Origin of the sequence: Streptomyces sp. NRRL WC-3742, from assembly GCF_000720635.1 — a bacterium.
Taxonomy (GTDB): Bacteria; Actinomycetota; Actinomycetes; order Streptomycetales; family Streptomycetaceae; genus Kitasatospora.
On record NZ_JOCF01000012.1, the window covers coordinates 1 to 21,563 of the forward strand.

The following is a 21,563-nucleotide window of genomic DNA, read 5'->3' on the forward strand; positions in this document are numbered from 1 at the left end:
GGGAGGGAGGGGGCGGGGCCCGGGGGAGTGAACTGTTGCGGCGCGCTCCGGGTAGGCCCGGAGCGCGCCGCTGAAAAGCCAGAGCGCAAATCGTTCCGTCCGCCGATCAGGACAACCTGCGGAACCGTGTGGCGGGCCCTGGGTGCACCCAGGGCCCGCCACAGTAGGGGCAGGGCGCTGTGGATGCACGGAAGTCCTTTCGGAGCGGCTCGTGCCGCCATTGGTCTCGCCCGGGGCGCCTGCGTCGAGCGGACTTCAAGTTGCCCTAGGGTGTGGGGAGTTCCCGGTGGCGGATTGCTGCCGGGACTTCGTGCTTCCTGGGGCGGAGTGGATCATGCGGTACGGGCGGTTGCTGCGGCGTGGGCCTGGTGGCCGTGGCCGAGTCGCTGCCGTACATCGTTCTGGGCACGGTGGGGCGCCAACTGATGGACAGGTTCGCGTCGTTGCGGGCGCTGGCGATCGTCGACGCGGCGCGGCTGGTGCTGGTGGCCGCGCTGCCGTGGGCGTGGGCCGAGTTCGGCGCGGCGGGGCTGATCACCTCCGCCGCGCTGCTTGGGGTCGGTGGGGCGCTGTTCGATCCGAATCTCGGTGCGATGGTGCCGGACCTGGTCAGGCCGGGTGAGGTCCAGGCCGTCAGCGGGTTGATGGACCTGACCGGTCGGATCGCCCGGATCGCCGGCCCGATGACGTCCTGGACCGCAGACAACAACTGCGGGGCACGAACCGCCACATGGGCCCACTCGGCCTCCAGGTGCGGGTTGCGGGCGATCTCTCGTTGCTGGGCGCCGTGTTCAGCCACCAGTTGGACGGCCCGGGCCCGAGCGGCGCCTGGCGCGGACCATTCCACGCCAGCCCTCAGTCCGCGAGCCCCGAGGACGCCGTTGGTTCTGATCATGGCGGTCACTGAATCCCTTCGTCACGAAGTGCCCGTCCGGCTTAGCGGGACCGTGGGGTCGGTGATGGGGGAATGAAGCGGACTCGCCCATCGTGTGCGAGCCCTCCACGCGAGCGCGCTGATGATGGCCTCGATGGCTCGGCCCGGCCCCACGAGGAGATGGCGCCTGGTTACCGGCTGTTCGGGCAGGGCCAGTTCTGCCCACACCCGCTTGCCGTTTTCGGTGCGCGCGGCTCCATGTGCGAGAGCGAGGCATCCGATCAGTGCCAGACCCCGGCCGCTCTCCATGTCAGCCCCCGCCCTTCGGTGCCTGGGAAGCACGGCCGACCCGTCGTAGACCTCGATCAAGGCCCGGCGCAGCCTGACGCTCACATGAAGGGCAACAGCGAACACGGGCTGGTCGGAATGGTGTACGGCATTCGCCACCAACTCGGATGTGACCGTGTCCAACGCGAGCCGGCTGCCTTCGTCCAGAAGGACACCCCAGTCGGCGATGAGCGCCCGTACCTGGCGACGGGCATCGGAAACGGAAACCGGTTCTCTGGTCAGGAGGAAGACATGGGAATGCACGACCACGATGAGGAACCCTTCGGCACTGGCCTGGATAGCGGCGCCGGTCGCCTGGGAGCAGACGAGCAGGTGGCCGGCGCCGCCGATCGTGGAGCCGCAGCGGTCCCTGGATGGGACTCAGACTCGGCCTGACGTAGAGTCAACATGCATGTGCCGGGCGTGAACACGGCCCGGACTCCCCAGACGCTTGAAACCCTTGAAACCTGATCCGAGGGCAGCGATGGCAGCACGCGAACGGACACCCAACGTCAAGCTCGGTGCACTGGTCCAGCAGTGCCGTTGGGCGAGCAACGGAGAGTTCGCCCGAGCGGTCAACCGCGCGGGCACCGAAGCCGGGTACAAGCTCAGATACGACGAATCTGCAGTCTCGCACTGGCTTTCCGGTACCCGGCCCATGGCGAAATACCAGAACGTGGTTCTGGAGACCCTGACCCGCCGTCTGAGGCGGCCCGTCACGGCGTTCGAGGCGGGCTTCGCCGATCAGCCAGACGTTCAGCCGTGCTGTACGGATACCGTGGCTGGACTGGTCGACCTCGGGAGCGTGGACATGGACCCATCACGCAGGGGCGTACTTGGTGCGGGCCTCTACTCGATCGCTCTCACCATCCCTGACTGGCCGGATGTCATCGGGCGGTTCGAGCGGCTCAGGAGTGATCCGCACACCAGGATCGGAATGGCCGAGGTCGAGTCCGTGATCGCCATGACCGAGCGGATCAGCGAGCTCGACGACCGGTTCGGGGGGCGGACGGCCCGGCCGATGGCCGCCGCGTTCATGGTCAACAATATCGCGCCGCATCTGAAGGCCACTGCGTCCGACGATGTACGCAAGGCGATGCTGTCGGCTGCGGCTGACCATCTCTATCTGACGGGGTACATGGCCGTGGACGAACGGATGGACCTGCTCGGGCAGAGTTACTACACCAAGGCTTTGGAGCTCGCTCTCGCAGCCGGTGACCATCTCACTTACTGCACCACGCTTCGGGGCATGAGCGTGCAGGCCGTCGAGCTCGGTCATGGAGCCGAGGCGTTGCGGTTCGCGGACGCCGCTGCTGCCGCCTCGCCCGAGGCCGGGCCCCGGATGCGGGCCTTCCTTGCGGGGCAGCAGGCCCATGCTCTCGCCCAGAACCGGGACCGTGGCGGAGCGCTCGGCAAGCTCCGTGAGGCCGAAGCCGCCATGGAGCAGGCCGAGTCCAAGGCCAAGGCCCACGGGTCCTACGACCCTGCGTCGCTCTCGTACCACGTTGCGCAGGTCAGGTACGAACTCGGCGACCGTGAAGGTGCGATCCGCGCGCTCCAGCACTCCGAGAAGGTCCGCCCCGCGGTGTACCGGCGGGCCCGTGTTCGCCACCGCGCGATGATCGCCGAGTGGCAGCTCGAAGCGGGGCGGTTGGAGGAGGCCGTCCAGAACTGGCATCTCGCCTTGGACGACTTTCCCCATGTGCAGTCCGGCCGGGCCGACGACCGGTTTCGCAGGATGCTTTCCACCACGCGACCGCACCGGCGCAATCCTCACGTCCGCGAACTCCTCGAACGTGCCAGGCCGATTGCTCCCCGTCCGGCTTGATCCATCTCGTCACCGCACAGGCAGAGGGCTGTTGCGGCGCGCTCCGGGCAGGCCCGGAGTGCGCCGCTGAAAGCCCGATCGAGCCCCTTAGGAATCCGAAGGGGCCGTGGGGCTGGTCGCGGCGGGCTCTCGCAGGGCCGGAGCCCGCCGCTCGGGTTCCGCTTGTGGGACCAGCCTGCCCGGTGCATTCAGCGGTGAGCTCTGGTCCTGTCCAGAGCTCACCGCGCCACTCGCCGGGGGAGGGGCGGTCAGGCGGTTTCGCGCCAGCCCTCGTGGGTGGTGGCGAGGGCGTCGAGGGTGTGGAGGTGGGTGGGGGTCCAGCCGTCGGCGGGTGGGTCGAGGACGACGAGCCACTGGGCGTCCTCGGCGTCGTCCTCGCCGGCGAGGGCGTCGCGGACGATCTCGGGTTCGTCGAGGTCGGGGAGTTCGGTGGCGAGGGTCTCGGCGGCTTCCTCGGCGGCGTCGCGGTCGGGGAGGACGAGCAGCTGGCGGGCGTGGGGGTCGTCGGTGGGGTTGTTCTCGGTCACCTGGACATTCTCGGGCACTGTCGGCGGGCCGTGGGATGCTGGTAGGCGATGGCCAGGAAGAGTGCACCCGATGACCTGCTCGCCCCGCTGACCCTCGCGGTCGGTCAGGAGGAGCTGCTGCTGGACCGCGCGGTCGCCCAGGTGGTGGCGGCGGCGAAGGCGGCGGACCCGGACACGGACGTGCGGGACCTGCCGCCCGGGGGTCTGCAGCCGGGCAGCCTGGCCGAGTTGACCACGCCCTCGCTGTTCGCCGAGCGCAAGGTGATCGTGGTCCGCGCCGCGCAGGACCTCTCCGCCGACTCCGTGAAGGAGGTCAAGGCGTACATCGAGGACCCGGTCGAAGAGGTGATCATGGTGCTGGTCCACGCGGGCGGCGCCAAGGGCAAGGGCCTGCTGGACACCGGCCGCAAGGCGGGCGGGCGCGAGGTGGCCTGCGCGAAGCTGGCCAAGGCGAGCGAGCGGCTGGCCTTCGTGAAGGGCGAGTTCCGTACGCTCGGCCGTTCGGCGACGCCGGAGGCGTGCCAGGCGCTGCTGGACTCCCTGGGCAGCGATCTGCGTGAACTGGCCGCCGCGTGCAGCCAGTTGACCTCGGACGTCGAGGGCACGATCGACGAGACGGTGGTGGCCCGCTACTACAGCGGCCGCGCCGAGGCGACGGGCTTCGAGGTGGCGGACCTGGCGGTCACCGGCCGCGCGGCGGAGGCGCTGGAGCGGCTGCGCTGGGCGCTGGCGGTGGGCCAGCCGCCGACCGGCATCACCTACGCGCTGGCCTCCGGCGTGCGCAGCATCGGCCGGCTGGCGACGACGGGCCGGAACATGCGCCCGGCCGACCTGGCCCGGGAGCTGGGCATGCCGCCGTGGAAGGTGGACCGGGTGCGCCAGCAGATGCGCGGCTGGACGGGCGACGGCGTGGCCGCCGCGCTGACGGCGATCGCCCGGGCGGACGCGGAGGTCAAGGGCGGCTCGGACGATCCGGCGTTCGCCCTGGAGCGCGCGGTGGTCGCGGTCGCCCGCGCGGCCCGGGCGGGCTCCCGCCCGGCGTACTGACGGAGTCGGCCCGGCGGGACGGGGCTTCACCGCGCGGGGCCTCACCACACGGGCCTCACCGCACGGGGCTTCGCCGCGTCGGGGGCAGGACTCCCCGAACTTCACGGCCTTCACCGTCACCGTCACCGTCACCGACTGGCCGGTCAGGGCCGTGCCGGCGGTGAGGGCGGCGCTGCGGCGGCCAGGACCGCGCTCGCCGCGTGGCGGAGCGGTCGGAGCCCTGTGCGCGAAATGCGTACTGCCCGCCCGGTGTGTACCGGACGGGCAGTAGGAGAAGGGCCTGTGAGCAGGCGCTTCGGTCAGTCTCTGTGCACCGCACCCGCGTGGCGAACGCAGGCCGCGTGCGGTGCGAGGTCTTGCGCGCCTCGGGGTTCGGGTAGAGGGCCGGAACGTCCCGGGGCGGGGTGGGGGCGGAGCCCCCGGGGGCGTCAGGCCGAGACGGCGCTGTTGACGCGCTTGGTGATGGCCGACTTCTTGTTGGCGGCCTGGTTGGCGTGGATGACGCCCTTGCTCACGGCCTTGTCGAGCGCCTTGGAGGCGGCGCGGGCCAGCACGGTGGCCTTCTCGGTCTCACCGGCGGCAGCGGCCTCGCGGGCCTTGCGCAGAGCGGTCTTCAGCGAGGACTTGACGGCCTTGTTGCGCAGGCGCGCCTTCTCGTTGGTCTTGTTGCGCTTGATCTGGGACTTGATGTTCGCCACGAAGGAGCCTCAGTCTGTCTAAGGAGTTGAACGGGTTCGCACCGTGCGGCCGCCGGTCGTGCTGAGAGGGCATGCCGGGGCCAGGTGCAGCTGACCACGCTACCAGGGGCCCGCCGCCCGCCCCAAACCGGCGGGGGAGGAACTCCCCGACGGTCCCCCCGTCCGTAGTCGTGGGAGGATGGGAGGAACTCTTTCGATCGGACGAGACCGTCCGGTCCCCGGGGCGACCGGTCAGCGATGATCCGGCCCCCGGCCCCGGACGGACCAACGGAGAATCGGACCAAGGTGCCCGCGACCCCCAGCAATGTGCCAGAGCCCAGCCGTACCGACCCGGCGCTGATCCGCAACTTCTGCATCATCGCCCACATCGACCACGGCAAGTCGACGCTCGCAGACCGGATGCTGCAGATCACCGGCGTCGTCGACCCCCGGCAGATGCGTGCCCAGTACCTCGACCGCATGGACATCGAGCGCGAGCGCGGCATCACCATCAAGTCGCAGGCGGTCCGCCTCCCGTGGGCCCCGAGGACCGGGCCGGGCGCCGGTACGACGCACATCCTCAACATGATCGACACCCCGGGCCACGTGGACTTCACGTACGAGGTGTCCCGTTCCCTGGCGGCCTGCGAGGGCACCATCCTGGTGGTCGACGCGGCCCAGGGCATCGAGGCGCAGACCCTCGCCAACCTGTACCTGGCGCTGGAGAACGACCTCACGATCGTCCCGGTCCTCAACAAGATCGACCTCCCGGCCGCCCAGCCGGAGAAGTACGCCGCGGAGATCGCCCACATCATCGGCTGCGACCCCTCGGACGTGCTCCAGGTCAGCGCCAAGACGGGCCTGGGCGTCGAGGACCTGCTCGACCACATCGTCAACACCGTCCCGGCCCCGGTCGGCGTCAAGGACGCCCCGGCCCGCGCGATGATCTTCGACTCGGTGTACGACTCCTACCGCGGCGTGGTCACCTACGTCCGTGTCGTGGACGGCCAGCTCACCAAGCGCGAGCGCATCGCGATGATGTCCACCGGCGCCACCCACGAGCTGCTGGAGATCGGCGTCATCTCGCCCGAGCCGAAGGTCGCGGACGGCCTGGGCGTCGGCGAGGTGGGCTACATCATCACCGGTGTGAAGGACGTCCGGCAGTCCAAGGTCGGTGACACGATCACCTCGATGCACAAGGGTGCCACCGAGGCGCTGGGCGGCTACAAGGACCCGCGTCCGATGGTGTTCTCCGGCCTGTACCCGCTGGACGGCTCGGACTACCCGCTGCTGCGCGACGCCCTGGACAAGCTGCGCCTGAACGACGCCGCCCTGGTGTACGAGCCGGAGACCTCGGTCGCCCTCGGCTTCGGCTACCGCTGCGGCTTCCTCGGCCTGCTGCACCTGGAGATCATCCGGGAGCGCCTGGAGCGCGAGTTCAACCTCGACCTGATCTCCACCGCCCCGAACGTGGTCTACCGGGTGGTCATGGAGGACGGCACCGAGCACACCGTCACCAACCCGAGCGAGTTCCCCACCGGCAAGATCGCCGAGGTGTACGAGCCGATCGTGCGCGGCACCATCCTGGCGCCCAACGAGTTCGTCGGCGCGATCATGGAGCTGTGCCAGTCCCGCCGCGGCAGCCTCCAGGGCATGGACTACCTGTCCGAGGACCGCGTCGAGCTGCGCTACACCCTGCCGCTCGCCGAGATCGTCTTCGACTTCTTCGACCAGCTGAAGTCCAAGACCCGCGGCTACGCCTCGCTCGACTACGAGCCCATCGGCGAGCAGACCGCCGCCCTGGTCAAGGTCGACATCCTGCTGCACGGCGACGCGGTGGACGCCTTCTCCGCGATCGTGCACAAGGACAAGGCGTACGGCTACGGCGTGATGATGGCCGGCAAGCTGCAGAAGCTCATCCCGCGCCAGCAGTTCGAGGTGCCGATCCAGGCCGCGATCGGCTCCCGGGTGATCGCCCGCGAGACCGTCCGCGCGATCCGCAAGGACGTCCTCGCCAAGTGCTACGGCGGCGACATCTCCCGCAAGCGCAAGCTCCTGGAGAAGCAGAAGGAAGGCAAGAAGCGGATGAAGATGGTCGGCAGCGTGGAGGTTCCGCAGGAAGCCTTCATCGCCGCGCTGTCCACCGACGCCGAGTCCCCGAAGGACAAGAAGTAGCGATTGACCGCGAAGGGCCCTGGGCGGACACATCCGCCCAGGGCCCTTTCGGCTACTTGAGCGCGCTGAGGACGGCGCCGACGATCCCGGCCTTGACCAGCCGCCCCGCGGTGCCGGTGAGGACGGTGGGCTTCATCGAGTCGTCCGCGTGGACCAGCTGGAGCAGCCCGTCCCGCCGGCCGAGGCTCAGGCACTGCGCGGTGTACCTGAACGAGAACGGCTTCGAGGTGCGCCCGGCGAGCAGTCTGCCGACGTACCGGCCCTGCGGCAGGGCGGTGGCGCAGCCCATCCGCAGGGTGCCGACGCCGGGGACGGTGACGGCGGCGGCGTCGCCGATCACGTGGATGTCGGGGTGCGAGAGCGAGCGCAGGTGGTCGTCGACCAGGGCGCGGCCGCGCCCGTCGACGGCGAGTCCGGCCTCGGCGGCCAGCGGGTGGGGCTCCATCGAGGCGGCCCACACGGTGAGGTCGGCCTCGACCGGCCCGGCGGTGGTGCGCAGCCCGTCGGGGGTGACCTCGGTGACGGTGGCGTCCTCGTGGACGGCGACGCCGAGCCGGTCGAGGACGCGGCGGATGTGGGCGCGGCCCTTGGGCGAGTAGATCCCGCCGACCTGCCCGGCGGCGACGATCCGCACCGTCCAGCCGGGGTGGGCCTCGGCGAGTTCGGTGGCGAGCTCGATGCCGGTGGCGCCGCCGCCGACGACGGCCAGGGTGCCGGGGTGGTCGGCCTCGCGGATCAGGCGCCGTACCTCGGCGGCGCGCTCCACGGGGTGGGCGTGCTCGACGGCGCCGGGGACGCCGTGCCAGGCGGTGCGGCTGCCGAGGGCGTGGACGAGGGTGTCGTAGCCGAGGGTGGTGCCGTCGTCCAGGAGGACCTTGTGCCCGTCCGGGTCGATCTCGACGGCCCGGGCGCGGAGGTGCTCGATCCGGCGGCCGCGGGCGAGGTCGCCGAGGGCGGGCCAGTCGCGGCCGCGGCCGGCGGCGGCCTCGTGCTGGCGGATGCGGTGCAGGAGTCGCTCCTCGGGGGCGACCAGGGTGACGGTGCGGTGCCGTCCGGCGCCCTTGGCCGCGCTGAGTCCGGCGTACCCGGCGCCCAGTACGACGATCCGCCTGCCGGTGGTGCTGGTGCTGCTGCTCATCTCGTCCGCCTCCTCGCGGGGTCGCTCCGGTGGAGCGCTGTTCGGGAGGGGGACGACACGGCCGCCGGGGATGTGACGGTGACCCGCGTCACACGCCCGGCACGGGGCTGATCCGGGTGAGCTTCTCGGGGTTGGCCACGACATACGCCTCGGCGATCCGCCCGTCGGCCAGGACGAAGGCCACCACGCCGGCGACGGCACCGGTGGCCTTCTCGTACCAGACCATGCCCGGTTCGCCGTTGACCGTCGCGAGGTCGGTCCCGAACTCGGGGGTGAACCACTTGCCCACCGCGCCGGCCACCAGCCGGGCCACCTTCTCGGCGCCGTGGACCGGGCGGGCGGCGGCGCGGACGATGCCGCCGCCGTCGGCGTGCCAGACCACGTCCGGGTCGAGGATCTCCATCAGGCCCAGGATGTCGCCCCGGGTGCTGGCGGCGACGAAGGCTTCCACGGCCCGGCGGTGCTCGGCCGGGTCGGCGCCGGGGTGCCGGGCGCCGTCCTTGACCCGGCGGCGGGCCCGGGAGGCGAGCTGGCGGGTGGCGTCGGGGGTGCGGTCGAGGGAGGCGGCGATGTCCTCGAAGCCGACGGCGAAGACGTCGTGCAGGACGAAGGCGGCCCGCTCGGCCGGGGTGAGCTGTTCCAGGACGGCGAGCAGGGCGAGGGAGACGGACTCGCCGCGCTCGGCCAGCTCGTCGGGGGAGTCGGGGGCGCTCGCGAAGGAGACGGACGGCTCGGGCAGCCACTCCCCGTAGTACGCCTCGCGGCGGGCCCGGGCGGAGCCGAGCTGGTCGTAGCAGAGCCGGGTGACCACGGTGGCGAGGTAGGCGCGCGGGTCGTCGACGGCGGTGCGGTCGGCGGCCTGCCAGCGCAGCCAGGCGTCCTGGAGGACGTCCTCGGCGTCGGTGAAGGAGCCGAGCAGCCGGTAGGCGACGGAGCCCAGGTAGCGGCGGTTGCTCTCGAACGCGTCGGGGCTCCGGGGAGGTTCGGCGACGGGGCCGGAGCCGGGTCCGGGGGCGCTGGGCTGGGCGGTCACAGGGCCACGGTAGCGAAGGGTGCCGTCCGCTGAGAAGCCGGAACGCGAAGGGCCGGGCGGGGGAGTCCCCGGCCCGGCCCCTCGCGTGTGCGGGCGTCAGTCGACCTCGGCCACGGCCTGCGCGAACTGCGCCTGGTAGAGCCGGGCGTAGGCCCCGTCGGCGGCGATCAGCTCGTCGTGGGTGCCCTGCTCGACGATCGAGCCGTTCTCCATCACCAGGATCACGTCCGCGTCCCGGATGGTGGAGAGCCGGTGCGCGATCACGAAGCTGGTCCGCCCGGTGCGCAGCCGGGCCATGGCCCGCTGGATCAGCACCTCGGTCCGGGTGTCGACGGAGCTGGTCGCCTCGTCCAGCACCAGGATGGACGGCTGGGCGAGGAACGCCCGGGCGATGGTGATCAGCTGCTTCTCGCCGGCGCTGACGCCGGTGCCCTCGTCGTCGATGGTGGTGTCGTACCCGTCGGGCAGGGTCCGGACGAACCGGTCGACGTGGGCGGCCTTCGCGGCCTCGACGACCTGCTCGCGGGTGGCGCCCGAGGCCCCGTACGCGATGTTGTCGGCGATGCTGCCGCCGAACAGCCAGGTGTCCTGGAGGACCATGCCGATGCCCGAGCGCAGGTCCTCGCGGGACATCGCGGCGATGTCGACCCCGTCGAGGGTGATCCGCCCGCCGCTGACCTCGTAGAAGCGCATCAGCAGGTTGACCAGGGTGGTCTTGCCGGCGCCGGTGGGGCCGACGATGGCGACGGTCTGGCCGGGCTCGACCTTGAGGGAGAGGTCCTCGATGAGGGGCTTGTCCGCCTCGTAGCGGAACGAGACGTCCTGGAAGGCGACCCGCCCGCGCACCGCGTCGGGCCGCTCGGGCATGGCCGGTTCGGGGGTCTGCTCGGGGGCGTCGAGCAGTTCGAAGACCCGCTCGGCGGAGGCGACGCCGGACTGCACCAGGTTGGCCATGCTGGCGACCTGGGTGAGCGGCTGGCTGAACTGCCGCGAGTACTGGATGAACGCCTGCACGTCGCCGATGGACAGCGCGCCGCTCGCCACCCGCAGGCCGCCGACCACCGCGACCAGCACGTACTGCAGGTTGCCGATCAGCATCATCGCGGGCTGGATGATCCCGGAGATGAACTGGGCCCGGAAACTGGACTGGAACAGTGCCTCGTTGTGCTCGGCGAAGGTCTCCGCGGCCTCCTTCTGCCGGCCGAAGACCTTGACCAGGGTGTGCCCGGTGTACATCTCCTCGATGTGCGCGTTGAGCTTGCCGGTGGACGCCCACTGCTGGACGAACTGGGGCTGCGCCCGCTTGCCGACCTTGGCGGCCACGACCACCGACACCGGCACGGTGACCAGGGCGATGGCGGCCAGCAGCGGGGAGATCCAGAACATCATCGCGAGCACGCCGACGACGGTCAGCAGCGAGTTGACGACCTGTCCCATCGTCTGCTGCATGGACTGGCCGATGTTGTCGATGTCGTTGGTGACCCGGCTCAGCACCTCGCCGCGCGGCTGCTGGTCGAAGTAACTCAGCGGCAGCCGGGCGAGTTTGGCCTCGACGTCCTGGCGCAGCCGGTAGGCGGCGCGCTGGATGGCGGTGGTGGCCAGGCGCCCCTGGACGATGCCGAACACGGCGGAGGCGACGTAGATCGCCAGCACCCACAGCAGCACGCTGCCGATGGCGCCGAAGTCCATGCCGTGGCCGGGGGTGAAGTCGACGGCGGAGAGCAGGTCGGCGACACCGCCGTCGCCGTGGGCGCGCAGCCCGGCGACGGCCTGCTCCTTGGTGATGCCCGGGTCGAAGCGTTCGCCGACGACGCCGGCGAAGATCAGGTCGGTGGCGTCGCCGAGGACCTTGGGGCCGGTGACGGCGCAGCCGATGCTGAGCACGCCCAGGCCCAACACGCCGGAGAGCAGGGCGCGTTCGGGGCGCAGCAGGCCGAGGACGCGCTTGCCCGAGCCCTTGAAGTCCATGGACTTCTCGGTGCCCTGGCCGCCCATGAACCGGCCGGGCCCGGCGGGGCCTCTGCGGGCGGCGGCGGCCTGCGAGTCGCTGGGGAGGTCGTCCGCGTTCTTGGCGGGGGCCTTGTCGGGGGTGGTCACGCCGCCTCCTGCTCGGTGAGCTGTGAGAGCACGATCTCCCGGTACGTCGGGTTGTCGGCCATGAGCTCGTGGTGGGTGCCGGTGCCGACGACGGCGCCCTCGTCGAGGACGATGATCCGGTCGGCGTCGCGGATGGTGGAGACGCGCTGGGCGACGATCAGGACGGCCGCGTCGGCGGTCTCGCGGGCGAGGGCCTTGCGGAGCCTGGCGTCGGTGGCGTAGTCGAGGGCGGAGAAGGAGTCGTCGAAGAGGTAGACGTCGGGCTTGCGCACCAGGGCGCGGGCGATGGCCAGGCGCTGGCGCTGGCCGCCGGAGACGTTGCTGCCGCCCTGGGCGATGGGCGCGTCCAGGCCCTGGGGGAGCTTCTCGACGAAGTCCTTGGCCTGGGCGACCTCCAGGGCGTGCCAGAGCTCCTCGTCGGTGGCGTCGGGCTTGCCGTAGCGCAGGTTGCCGGCGATGGTCCCGGTGAACAGGTACGGCTTCTGCGGGACGAGGCCCACCGTCTCGGCGATGGCCTCGGGGGAGAGCTCGCGCACGTCCACGCCGCCGAGCAGGACCTGCCCGGAGGTGGCGTCGAAGAGCCGGGGTACGAGGCCGAGCAGGGTGGACTTGCCGCTGCCGGTGGAGCCGATGACGGCGGTGGTCTCGCCGGGGCGGGCGGTGAGCTCGATGCCGCGCAGCACGGGCGCCTCGGCGCCGGGGTAGCGGAAGTCGACGTCGCGCAGCTCCAGGTTGCCGCGGGTCAGCACCTCGGTGATCGGCGCGCTGGGCGGCACGACGCTGGAGGAGGTGGAGAGGACCTTCTCGATGCGCTCGGCGCAGACCTCGGCGCGCGGCACCATCATGAACATGAAGGTGGCCATCATGACGCTCATCAGGATCTGCATCAGGTAGGAGAGGAAGGCGGTCAGCGCGCCGATCTCCATGTCGTGGCTGTCGATGCGCATCGCGCCGAACCAGAGCACGGCGACGCTGGAGACGTTCACGACCAGCATCACGGCCGGGAACATGAGGGACATCAGCCGGCCGACCTGGAGGGCGGTGTCGGTGAAGTCCTTGTTGGAGCGGGCGAAGCGGTCCTGCTCGTGGCCGTCCTTGACGAAGGCGCGGATGACGCGGATGCCGGTGATCTGCTCGCGCAGCACCCGGTTGATGGTGTCGATCTTCTCCTGCATGCTGCGGAACTTGGGGCGCAGGGAGCGCACCAGCAGGAGGACGACGACGCCCAGCACCGGGATGACGGCCAGCAGCAGGCCGGACAGCGGGACGTCCTGGTTGAGGGCCATGATGATGCCGCCGACGCACATGATCGGCGCGGCCACCATGAGCGTGAAGCTCATCAGGGCGAGCATCTGGACCTGCTGGACGTCGTTGGTGGTGCGGGTGATCAGCGAGGGCGCGCCGAACTGGCCGGTCTCGCGGGAGGAGAAGCTCTGCACCTGGTCGAACACGGCGGCGCGCAGGTCGCGGCCGAAGGCCATGGCGGTGCGGGCGCCGTAGTAGACGGCGCCGATGGAGCAGAGCGCCTGGATGACGGTCACGCCGATCATCACGGCGCCGACGCTCACGATGTAGCCGGTGTCGCCCTTGACCACGCCGCTGTCGATGATGTCGGCGTTGAGCGTCGGCAGGTACAGCGCCGCGAGGGTCGAGATCAGCTGGAGCAGCACCAGCAGGGTGATCGGTCGGGAGTAGGGGCGCAGGTACGCCCTGAGCAGTCTGATCAGCACTGGCACACTCTTGTCGTCGGCGGGTGGGGTTCGCATCCCAATTCTCGTGCCTCGATGGGCTCGTACGGGTGATTCGCAGGATCAGCCCGTGAGTTTGCCATGGCTTTGCCGTACTCTCCCTCTCCCGGTACCTCCCTCCGTCCTCCCGCCGTCCCTCCCTCGGTCTCCCCCGGTCCTTCCCCGCGCCGCCGCGACCCGGGCACCGAGGTCACGGTGCGGTGCCGCCTGGGGCCGCCCCCTTACGGAATGACCGGTTTCCCCCTAGGCTGCTGGTTGCCCCCTTGTTACCGGCCGGTACCGCGCCGGTGTCACGCCGGTTTCGGGCGGGGCCGGCGACCGCCCCCACGGCGCCTACCCTCCAGTCCCTCGAACGGCCACCCGCCCCCGGAGGTCCTCGTTGAGTTCCGCGCAGTCCCTGATCGGCTCCGGCAAGACCGACATCGTCGCCCAGCGCCCCGCCTCCGTCGCCCACCTGTTCCTGGACCGCGTCGCGGCCACCCCGAACGGTGAGGCATACCGCTACCCCGCGCCGGTCGACGAGCAGGCCGCGGACGGCGCCCCGGGGGCGGAGCAGTGGCGCTCGGTGACCTGGGCGCAGACCGCCGAGCAGGTCTACGCGGTGGCCGCCGGCCTGCTGTCCCTGGGCGTCGCCCCGGAGGACCGGGTCGCCCTGATGTCCTCCACCCGGCTGGAGTGGATCGTCGCGGACATGGGCAACATGTGCGCCGGAGCGGCCACCACCGCCATCTACCCGAGCACCAACGCCGACGAGACGGCCTACATCCTCTCCGACTCCGGCTCCCGGGCCCTGTTCGTCGAGAACCCCGCCCAGCTCGCCAAGGTCGTCGGCGAACTCGGCCGGCTGCCCGAGCTGCGCACCGCCGTCCTCTTCGACGGCGAGGTGCCGGAGGAGACCGGCACCCTGAGGGTGCTCACCTTCGCCGAGCTGAAGAGCCTCGGCGCCGAGTACCTCCGGGAGCACCCGGACGCCATCGAGAAGGCCGTCGCGGCCCTCGACAAGGAACAGCTCGCCACCCTCATCTACACCTCCGGCACCACCGGCCGCCCCAAGGGCGTGCGCCTGGTCCACGACTGCTGGGCCTACCAGGGCCGCGCCCAGGAGCAGAGCGGGCTGCTGCGCGAGGACGACGTGCAGTTCATGTGGCTGCCGCTGTCGCACGTCTTCGGCAAGAGCCTCATCTGCGGCCAGATCGCCACCGGCCACGTCATGGCCGTGGACGGCCGGGTCGACCGGATCATCCACAACCTGCCCGTCGTGCGGCCCACCATGATGGCCTCCGCCCCGCGCATCTTCGAGAAGGTCTACAACGGCATCGCCGGCAAGGCCCGGGCCGAGGGCGGCGCCAAGTACAAGATCTTCATGTGGGCGGCCCGCACCGCCCGCGAGTACGCCAAGGTCAACCAGGCCAGCCGGGCCGCCACCGGCCACGACGCCGCCCCCCTCGGCCTGCGGGTGCAGCACGCCCTCGCCGACAGGCTCGTCTACGGCAAGATCCGCGCCGCGTTCGGCGGCCGGATGCGCGGCTCCGTCTCCGGCAGCGCCGCCCTCGCCCCCGAGATCGGCTACTTCTTCGCCGGCATCGGCGTGCCCGTCCTGGAGGGCTACGGCCTGACCGAGAGCTCGGCGGGCATCTGCGTCAACCACGCCGAGGACCTGCGCATCGGCAGCGTCGGCACCATGCTGCCCGGCAGCGAGGTCCGCATCGCCGAGGACGGCGAGATCCTGCTGCGCGGCCCCGGCGTGATGCGCGGCTACCACAACCTGCCCGAGAAGACCGCCGAGGTGCTGGAGGCCGACGGCTGGTTCCACACCGAGGACATCGGCGAGCTCACGGCCGACGGCTACCTGCGGATCACCGACCGCAAGAAGGACCTGTTCAAGACCTCCGGCGGCAAGTACGTCGCGCCCAGCGAGGTCGAGGGCAAGTTCAAGGCGATCTGCCCGTTCGTCAGCAACATCCTGGTGATCGGCAACGGCCGCAACTACGTCACCGCGCTGATCGGCCTCGACGAGTCCGTGATCATGCCCTGGGCCGCCGAACACGGCCTCGCCGGCAAGTCCTACGCCGAGGTCACCGCCGACCCGTCCGTCCAGAAGCTGATCGACGGCTTCGTGCGCACCCTCAACGGCGACCTCCAGCGCTGGCAGACGATCAAGAGGTTCCACCTGCTGCCGCGCGACCTCGACATCGAGCACGGCGAGCTCACCCCGAGCCTGAAGATCAAGCGGCCCGTGGTCGAGAAGGTCTACGCGGACGCCGTCACCGCGATGTACGCGGGCGCCAACGAAGCCTGAGCCCCGGCTCCCCCCGTACGGCCCGGCCGGGTTCGGTCGGGCCGTACGGGACAATGGGGTCATGCCCTCCGCACTTCCCGACGGTGACCCGGTGCCGTCCGACGGTTCCCTGCCCGCGCACGCCCTCACCGGGCTGGGCTCGCGACCGTTCGGCTTCTACCTGCACGTGCCCTACTGCGCCAGCCGCTGCGGCTACTGCGACTTCAACACCTACACCGCCACCGAACTGCGCTCCTCGGGCGCCGTCGCCTCCCAGGAGACGTACGCGGACAACGTCGTCGCGGAGATCCGCCTCGCCCGGCGCGTACTGGGGGACGCCGACCTGCCCGTGCAGACCGTCTTCCTCGGCGGCGGCACCCCCACGCTGCTGCCCGCCCGCGACCTGGTGAAGATGCTCGCCGCCATCCGCGACGAGTTCGGGCTCGCCGACGGGGCCGAGGTCACCACCGAGGCCAACCCGGAGTCCGTCGACCCCGCCTACCTCGCCGAACTGCGCGAGGGCGGCTACACCCGCGTCTCCTTCGGCATGCAGAGCGCCCGCCCCCACGTGCTCCAGCTGCTCGACCGCCACCACACCCCCGGCCGCCCCGAAGCCTGCGTCGCCGAGGCCCGCGCGGCCGGCTTCGAACACGTCAACCTCGACCTCATCTACGGCACCCCCGGCGAGAGCGACGACGACTGGCGCGCCTCCCTCGACGCCGCGATCGGCGCCGGGCCCGACCACGTCTCCGCGTACTCCCTCATCGTCGAGGACGGCACCCGCCTCGCCGCCCGCGTCAAGCGCGGCGAACTGCCGATGATCGACGACGACGTCCACGCCGACCGCTACCTCATCGCCGAAGAGGCCCTCGCCGCCGCCGGCTACTCCTGGTACGAGGTCTCCAACTGGGCCACCACCCCCGAGGGCCGCTGCCGCCACAACGAGCTCTACTGGACCGGCGCCGACTGGTGGGGCGCCGGCCCCGGCGCCCACAGCCACATCGGCGGCGTCCGCTGGTGGAACGCCAAACACCCCGCCGCCTACGCCCAGGCACTGGCCGAGGCCCGCACCCCCGCCCAGGCCCGCGAGGTCCTCACCGACGAGGACCGCCGCGTGGAGCGCATCCTCCTCGAACTCCGCCTCGAACAGGGCATCCCCCTGGCCCTGCTCACCCCCACCGGCCTCAAGGCCGCCGCCCGCCACCGCGCCGACGGCCTCCTGGCACCGGACTCCTACGAGCGCGGCCACGCCACCCTCACCCTCCAGGGCAGGCTCCTGGCAGATGCGGTAGTGCGTGACCTGGTGGACTGACATTCGTTGACGTGGGTGTCAGCCGTCGGAGGGAGCGTGCGATGACCGCCATCGATGATCGGATGACCGGGATCTTCGAGAACCTGGAGGTGCCGGAAGGCATCAAGGCCGAACTCATCAGGGGGGAAATCGTGATGACGGCGGGGCCGGACATGGTCCACAACCTCATCGTCCTGGCGATTCAGCACCAGCTCCCGTACGACCGGTGGCGCCCGCTGGCCACCCAGGATCTGGCGATCCCCGGCCAGGCGAGCGAGCCTCAGCCCGATCTGGTCGTCTTCGAACGCGGTGCGGTCGAGGAATGCGGACGGCTCCTGCCGTCACCTGCAGTCACCCTGGTGGTCGAAGTGGTGTCGAGGACCAGCGTCGATCGTGACTATCGGACGAAGCGAGAGCTCTACGCCGAGGGCACTGTTCCCGCCTATCTGATCGTCGACCCGATCAAGGGCGAGTGCATGCTCCTGACCGAGCTGGGTCAGGCTCCCGGATCCGGGCTCCCGAGGTATACGTCCGAGCAGACGAGCAAGTTCGGCGAGCCCATTCCGATGGATCTGCTGGATGTCACGCTCGACACCTCGGAGTTTCAGACCTACGCCTGAGGATCGGTGGGTACGGCCGGGGAAGCCGCCTGGGCGGCTTCCCCGGTGTCGTCGGGGTAGCCGATGGTGGAGAAGTCGATCCTGCCCTCGGTCACCATCGCGCGCATCCGGGCCAGTGCGGCGGCCCGGTGATCCCGGAGTGATGCGTCTGCGGATTGAGGCATGGCGACATTCTCCATTACTCCGGCAGGGCGGTGAAATCGATCAACTCCTCCACCCGCCCGAGGAGTTCGGGCTCCAGGTCCTTGTAGGAGTTGACCTTCGACAGGATGTGCTTCCAGGCCGCCGGGGTGTCCACGGGCCAGCCGAGGCGGCGGCAGGTGCCTTCCTTCCAGTCCTCTCCTCGCGGTACCGCCGGCCAGGCGGGGATTCCCACGCTGGAGGGCTTCACGGCCTGCCAGATGTCGATGTAGGGGTGGCCGACGACCAGGACCGAGTCGCCGGTGACCTGGGCGGCGATGCGGTGCTCCTTGGTTCCGGGGAGCAGGTGGTCGACGAGGACGCCGAGGCGGCGTTCCGGGCCGGGGGAGAACTCGGCGACGATGGCGGGCAGGTCGTCGATGCCCTGGAGGTACTCGACGACGACGCCCTCGATGCGCAGGTCGTCGCCCCAGACCCGCTCGACGAGTTCCGCGTCGTGCCGTCCCTCCACGTAGATGCGGGACTCGCGGGCGACCCGGGCGCGGGCGCCGGGGACGGCGAGGGAGCCGGAGGCCGTACGGGCGGGGGCCGCCGGGGCGGCAGCGGCGACAGGGCGCACCAGGGTGACCACCCGGCCCTCCAGCAGGAAGCCGCGCGCCACCATCGGGAACACCCGGTGCTTGCCGAAACGGTCCTCCAGGGTGACGGTGAACCCCTCCGCCGTCCTCTCGCACCGCACCACGGCCCCGCAGAACCCGGTGGCGGCCTCCTCCACCACCAGGTCCCGCTCGGCGGGCACCTCAGGGGCGGGGGCCTGGTTCTTCCACGGCGGGGTGAGGTCCGGTCCGTACTGGCGGCTGCGCATGGGCGCGAGTCTACGGACGGAAGCGGACGGGCCGTCACAACCCCGGCGCGCCCCACAGGGGGAACCAGCGGGTGAGGTCCTTCTCCAGGCGCAGGTCGTTGCCGAGCATCGCGTTGATCTGGAGCTCCAGCGGGCTGTTGCGCTTCTCGCCGCCGCCGGGCATCGGGGCGAAGGGGTAGAAGGTGCCGCGTTTGTAGAGGTAGACCAGCGCGAGCGGCTGGCCCTCCGCGTTGCGGAAGCAGGTCAGGGAGCAGAGCAGCTGCGGGCCGAAGCCGTTGGCCTCCAGCTCGCTGTTGACGGCGTGCAGGTCGTTGACCAGCTCGGGGAGTTCCTCGGGCTGGTGGCGGGCGAGCAGCCAGGAGTAGCCGTAGCCGTCCTTGGAGGCTTCCACGGGCACCCCGCCGCGCTCGGTGTCGGCGTCGAGCAGGGCCCGGACCTGCTGTTCGACCTGGACGAAGGCCGCGCCCTCGACGGCGGCGAAGCAGACGGAGCCCAGCCCGGTGGGCAGGAACCCGGCGCCGGCCTCCAGGGTGAGGGCGGCGGAGGGGACGCCGAAGAGCTGGTCGAGGTCGGGCTTGACGGGCTTGGTGCGGCCGAACAGGGTGTCCAGGAATCCCACGACGGTCCTTTCCGGGTCGGAGACGGGTTCAGCGGCCGAGCTGCTCGGAGATCTTCGCCAGCTGCTCCAGCCGCTTCTCCAGCGACGGGTGGGTGGAGAGCAGCTGCGAGGCGGTCTCCTTGGCGCTGAGCGCGGGGGCGAAGTAGAAGGCGTTGTAGGGCTGCGCCTGGCGCAGGTCCTTGGTGGGGATGGCCGCGATCTGCCCGGTGACCTTGGTGAGGGCCGAGGCGAGGGCGCTGGGCCGGCCGGTGAGCTGGGCGGCGGCGCGGTCGGCGGCGAGTTCGCGGTAGCGGGAGAGCAGCCGGGTGAGCAGGAAGCTGATGGCGTAGACGACCATCGACACCAGCGGGATGACCAGGGCCGCGATGGCCGCGTTCTGGTCGTTGTTGTTGCGTCCGCCGCCCATGAATCCGCCGTACATGGCGATCCTGGTCATGGCTCCGGCGAGCACGCCGAGGAATCCGGCGACCGTCATGACCGCGACGTCGCGGTGGGCGACGTGGGAGAGCTCGTGGGCGAGGACGCCCTCGAGTTCCTCGGGTTCGAGCCGGCGCAGCAGCCCGGTGGTGACGCAGACCACCGCGTTCTGCGGGTTGCGGCCGGTGGCGAAGGCGTTGGGCATGTCGTTGTCGGCGACCGCCACGCGGGGTTTGGGCATGTCGGCCAGCGCGCAGAGCCGGTCGATCGTGCCGTGCAGTTGGGGGTACTGTTCGGGGCTCACCGGGTGGGCGCCCATGGCCCGTTCGGTGATCTTGTCGCTGAACCAGAACTGGGCCACGAACAGCCCGCCGGAGATCAGGACGATCAGCGGCCAGGCCCCGCGCAGCAGCACGATCAGCAGGCCCGTGAAACCGACGTACAGCAGCCCGATCACGAACATCGTCGCCACCATGCGGCCGGTCAGGCCGCGGTCCGGCGCGAAACGCGTGTGCTGGCCCGAGCTCGACATCGCTTGCTCCTCCATTCGCCGTCGCTTTCGATGCTGCCACCCGGACGGCCCCGGGGCACCACCCCCGCGCCGGGACTTCCGGGACGGAGGGTGCGGCCGCGGAACTGCGGGCAGGATCACCCCGGCCGGGCCGTTCCTGGGGGAAGGCCCGGGCCTTACACTGGCAGGTACGGTTTTGGCACTCGTGTGCGCAGAGTGCCAGGGTCGGGGCCCTCCGAGAGCGGCCTCAGGGATCGAAACAGGGACACACGGACGGACAACGTGCGAAGAGGGAGGTGCGTGCCCCATGGCCGGTGAGGTCCGCCAACTGGACGAACGCAAGCTGGCCGTGCTGCGCGCCATCGTCCAGGACTACGTGGGCACCGAGGAGCCGGTCGGCTCCAAGGCCCTGGTGGAACGGCACAACCTCGGCGTGTCCCCGGCGACGGTGCGCAACGACATGGCGGCGCTGGAGGAGGAGGGGTACATCCACCAGCCGCACACCAGCGCCGGGCGGATCCCCACCGACAAGGGCTACCGCCTGTTCGTGGACCGCCTCGCCGAGGTGAAGCCGATGAGCGCCCCCGAGCGCCGGGCGATCCGGCACTTCCTGGACGGCGCCGTCGACCTGGACGACGTGGTCGCCCGTACGGTGCGCCTGCTCGCCCAGCTCACCCGGCAGGTCGCCGTGGTGCAGTACCCCTCGCTGACCCGCTCCACCGTGCGGCACATCGAGCTGGTGGCCCTGGCCCCGGCGAAGGTGATGCTCGTGCTGATCACCAACACCGGCCGGGTCGAGCAGCGGATGGTCGACTGCCCGGGCACGGTCGGCGAGACCGTTCTCGCGGACCTGCGGGCCCGGATCAACGCGCGGGCCGCCGGCCAGCGGCTGCCGGACGTGCCGGGGCTCCTGGAGGAGCTGCCGGCGGGGTTCGAGCAGGCGGACCGGCCGACGGTCACCACCGTCCTGGCGACGCTGTTCGAGGCGCTCGCCGAGCAGAACGAGGAGCGGATCATGCTGGCCGGCACGGCCAACCTGACCCGCTTCGGGCACGACTTCCCGCTCACCATCCAGCCGGTGCTGGAAGCCCTGGAGGAGCAGGTGGTCCTGCTCCGCCTCCTGGGTGAGACCGCGGACGCGGGGATGACGGTCCGGATCGGCCGGGAGATCGCGTACGAGGGGCTGAATTCCACCTCGGTCGTGTCGGTCGGCTACGGTTCGGGCGACGAGAGCGTGGCCAAACTGGGAGTGATCGGTCCGACCCGGATGGACTACCCGGGCACAATGGGGGCGGTGCGAGCGGTGGCACGGTACGTGGGTCAGATCCTGGCCGAGTCGTAGCAAACCCC

19 protein-coding genes are annotated in these 21,563 nt (G+C 71.0%); 9 read left to right on the forward strand and 10 right to left on the reverse strand.

All coding sequences use genetic code 11. The annotated features are described in order from the left end of the window. The first annotated feature begins 368 nt into the window (after window positions 1-368). The 3 genes from IH61_RS0109680 to IH61_RS0109690 all read left to right on the forward strand — a co-directional run bounded on the left by IH61_RS0109680 (window position 369) and on the right by IH61_RS0109690 (window position 3,029). Complete coding sequence (locus tag IH61_RS0109680) at window positions 369-971, forward strand: MFS transporter (protein WP_267884004.1); 603 nt, start codon at window positions 369-371, stop codon at window positions 969-971. A gap of 296 nt (window positions 972-1,267) precedes the next feature. Continuing rightward, the gene (locus tag IH61_RS46875; RefSeq protein ID WP_158844857.1) at window positions 1,268-1,597 is read left to right on the forward strand and encodes a hypothetical protein; all 330 of its coding nucleotides are present in this window, start codon (window positions 1,268-1,270) and stop codon (window positions 1,595-1,597) included. A gap of 88 nt (window positions 1,598-1,685) precedes the next feature. After that, window positions 1,686-3,029, forward strand: a complete 1,344-nt coding sequence (locus IH61_RS0109690) for a tetratricopeptide repeat protein (RefSeq protein WP_234327106.1) — start codon at window positions 1,686-1,688, stop codon at window positions 3,027-3,029. A 248-nt stretch (window positions 3,030-3,277) separates the two neighbouring features. On the opposite strand, the gene IH61_RS0109695 is transcribed toward IH61_RS0109690, so the two are convergent. Beyond that, complete coding sequence (locus IH61_RS0109695; RefSeq protein WP_051836681.1) at window positions 3,278-3,556, reverse strand: hypothetical protein; 279 nt, start codon at window positions 3,554-3,556, stop codon at window positions 3,278-3,280. A gap of 48 nt (window positions 3,557-3,604) precedes the next feature. Between IH61_RS0109695 and holA the strand changes: the two genes are divergently transcribed. Continuing rightward, window positions 3,605-4,603: a DNA polymerase III subunit delta gene (gene holA, locus IH61_RS0109700; protein WP_031067862.1), complete on the forward strand. Its 999-nt coding sequence runs from the start codon at window positions 3,605-3,607 to the stop codon at window positions 4,601-4,603. Between the two features lie 428 nt (window positions 4,604-5,031). Here the strand turns inward: holA and rpsT are convergent, their stop codons facing one another. Next, window positions 5,032-5,301, reverse strand: a complete 270-nt coding sequence (gene rpsT / locus IH61_RS0109705; RefSeq protein ID WP_031067863.1) for a 30S ribosomal protein S20 — start codon at window positions 5,299-5,301, stop codon at window positions 5,032-5,034. 285 nt (window positions 5,302-5,586) lie between these two features. Here rpsT and lepA point away from each other — a divergent pair, with 285 nt between their 5' ends. Then, the gene (lepA, locus tag IH61_RS0109710) at window positions 5,587-7,455 is read left to right on the forward strand and encodes a translation elongation factor 4 (RefSeq protein WP_031067866.1); all 1,869 of its coding nucleotides are present in this window, start codon (window positions 5,587-5,589) and stop codon (window positions 7,453-7,455) included. Between the two features lie 52 nt (window positions 7,456-7,507). Here the strand turns inward: lepA and IH61_RS0109715 are convergent, their stop codons facing one another. The 4 genes from IH61_RS0109715 to IH61_RS0109730 all read right to left on the reverse strand — a co-directional run bounded on the left by IH61_RS0109715 (window position 7,508) and on the right by IH61_RS0109730 (window position 13,453). After that, window positions 7,508-8,593: an NAD(P)/FAD-dependent oxidoreductase gene (locus tag IH61_RS0109715; protein ID WP_031067867.1), complete on the reverse strand. Its 1,086-nt coding sequence runs from the start codon at window positions 8,591-8,593 to the stop codon at window positions 7,508-7,510. Window positions 8,594-8,681: 88 nt separating this feature from the next. Further along, window positions 8,682-9,626, reverse strand: a complete 945-nt coding sequence (sigJ, locus tag IH61_RS0109720) for an RNA polymerase sigma factor SigJ (RefSeq protein WP_078910973.1) — start codon at window positions 9,624-9,626, stop codon at window positions 8,682-8,684. Window positions 9,627-9,722: 96 nt separating this feature from the next. Further along, entirely contained in the window at window positions 9,723-11,723 is a 2,001-nt protein-coding gene (locus IH61_RS0109725; RefSeq protein WP_031067870.1) for an ABC transporter ATP-binding protein, read from the reverse strand. Further along, on the reverse strand, window positions 11,720-13,453 hold the full coding sequence (locus IH61_RS0109730) for an ABC transporter ATP-binding protein (RefSeq protein ID WP_031067873.1): 1,734 nt from the start codon (window positions 13,451-13,453) through the stop codon (window positions 11,720-11,722). Before IH61_RS0109730 ends, IH61_RS0109725 begins: the two co-directional genes overlap by 4 nt. 397 nt (window positions 13,454-13,850) lie before the next feature. Between IH61_RS0109730 and IH61_RS0109735 the strand changes: the two genes are divergently transcribed. The 3 genes from IH61_RS0109735 to IH61_RS0109745 all read left to right on the forward strand — a co-directional run bounded on the left by IH61_RS0109735 (window position 13,851) and on the right by IH61_RS0109745 (window position 17,660). After that, on the forward strand, window positions 13,851-15,770 hold the full coding sequence (locus tag IH61_RS0109735) for an AMP-dependent synthetase/ligase (RefSeq protein ID WP_078910974.1): 1,920 nt from the start codon (window positions 13,851-13,853) through the stop codon (window positions 15,768-15,770). 61 nt (window positions 15,771-15,831) lie between these two features. Beyond that, window positions 15,832-17,061, forward strand: a complete 1,230-nt coding sequence (hemW, locus tag IH61_RS0109740; protein ID WP_031067877.1) for a radical SAM family heme chaperone HemW — start codon at window positions 15,832-15,834, stop codon at window positions 17,059-17,061. 41 nt (window positions 17,062-17,102) lie between these two features. Beyond that, window positions 17,103-17,660, forward strand: coding sequence for a Uma2 family endonuclease (locus tag IH61_RS0109745; protein ID WP_031067878.1), 558 nt, complete (start codon window positions 17,103-17,105; stop codon window positions 17,658-17,660). Here IH61_RS0109745 and IH61_RS0109750 read toward each other — a convergent pair. Genes IH61_RS0109750 through htpX form a run of 4 tightly spaced genes read right to left on the reverse strand, consistent with a single transcriptional unit; the run spans window position 17,651 to window position 20,234 of the window. Continuing rightward, window positions 17,651-17,824, reverse strand: a complete 174-nt coding sequence (locus IH61_RS0109750; protein ID WP_158844860.1) for a hypothetical protein — start codon at window positions 17,822-17,824, stop codon at window positions 17,651-17,653. The genes IH61_RS0109745 and IH61_RS0109750 overlap by 10 nt on opposite strands. Before the next feature lie 14 nt (window positions 17,825-17,838). Then, on the reverse strand, window positions 17,839-18,666 hold the full coding sequence (locus IH61_RS0109755) for a DUF3097 domain-containing protein (protein ID WP_031067881.1): 828 nt from the start codon (window positions 18,664-18,666) through the stop codon (window positions 17,839-17,841). 34 nt (window positions 18,667-18,700) lie between these two features. After that, a complete protein-coding gene (gene pspAB, locus IH61_RS0109760) occupies window positions 18,701-19,285 on the reverse strand; it encodes a PspA-associated protein PspAB (RefSeq protein ID WP_031067883.1) in 585 nt (194 codons plus the stop codon). A gap of 28 nt (window positions 19,286-19,313) precedes the next feature. Further along, window positions 19,314-20,234 carry a zinc metalloprotease HtpX gene (gene htpX / locus IH61_RS0109765; protein ID WP_031067884.1) on the reverse strand — a complete coding sequence of 307 codons (921 nt, stop codon included), beginning with the start codon at window positions 20,232-20,234 and terminating at the stop codon, window positions 19,314-19,316. 286 nt (window positions 20,235-20,520) lie between these two features. Between htpX and hrcA the strand changes: the two genes are divergently transcribed. Then, the gene (gene hrcA, locus IH61_RS0109770; protein WP_031067885.1) at window positions 20,521-21,555 is read left to right on the forward strand and encodes a heat-inducible transcriptional repressor HrcA; all 1,035 of its coding nucleotides are present in this window, start codon (window positions 20,521-20,523) and stop codon (window positions 21,553-21,555) included. Window positions 21,556-21,563: the final 8 nt, after the last annotated feature.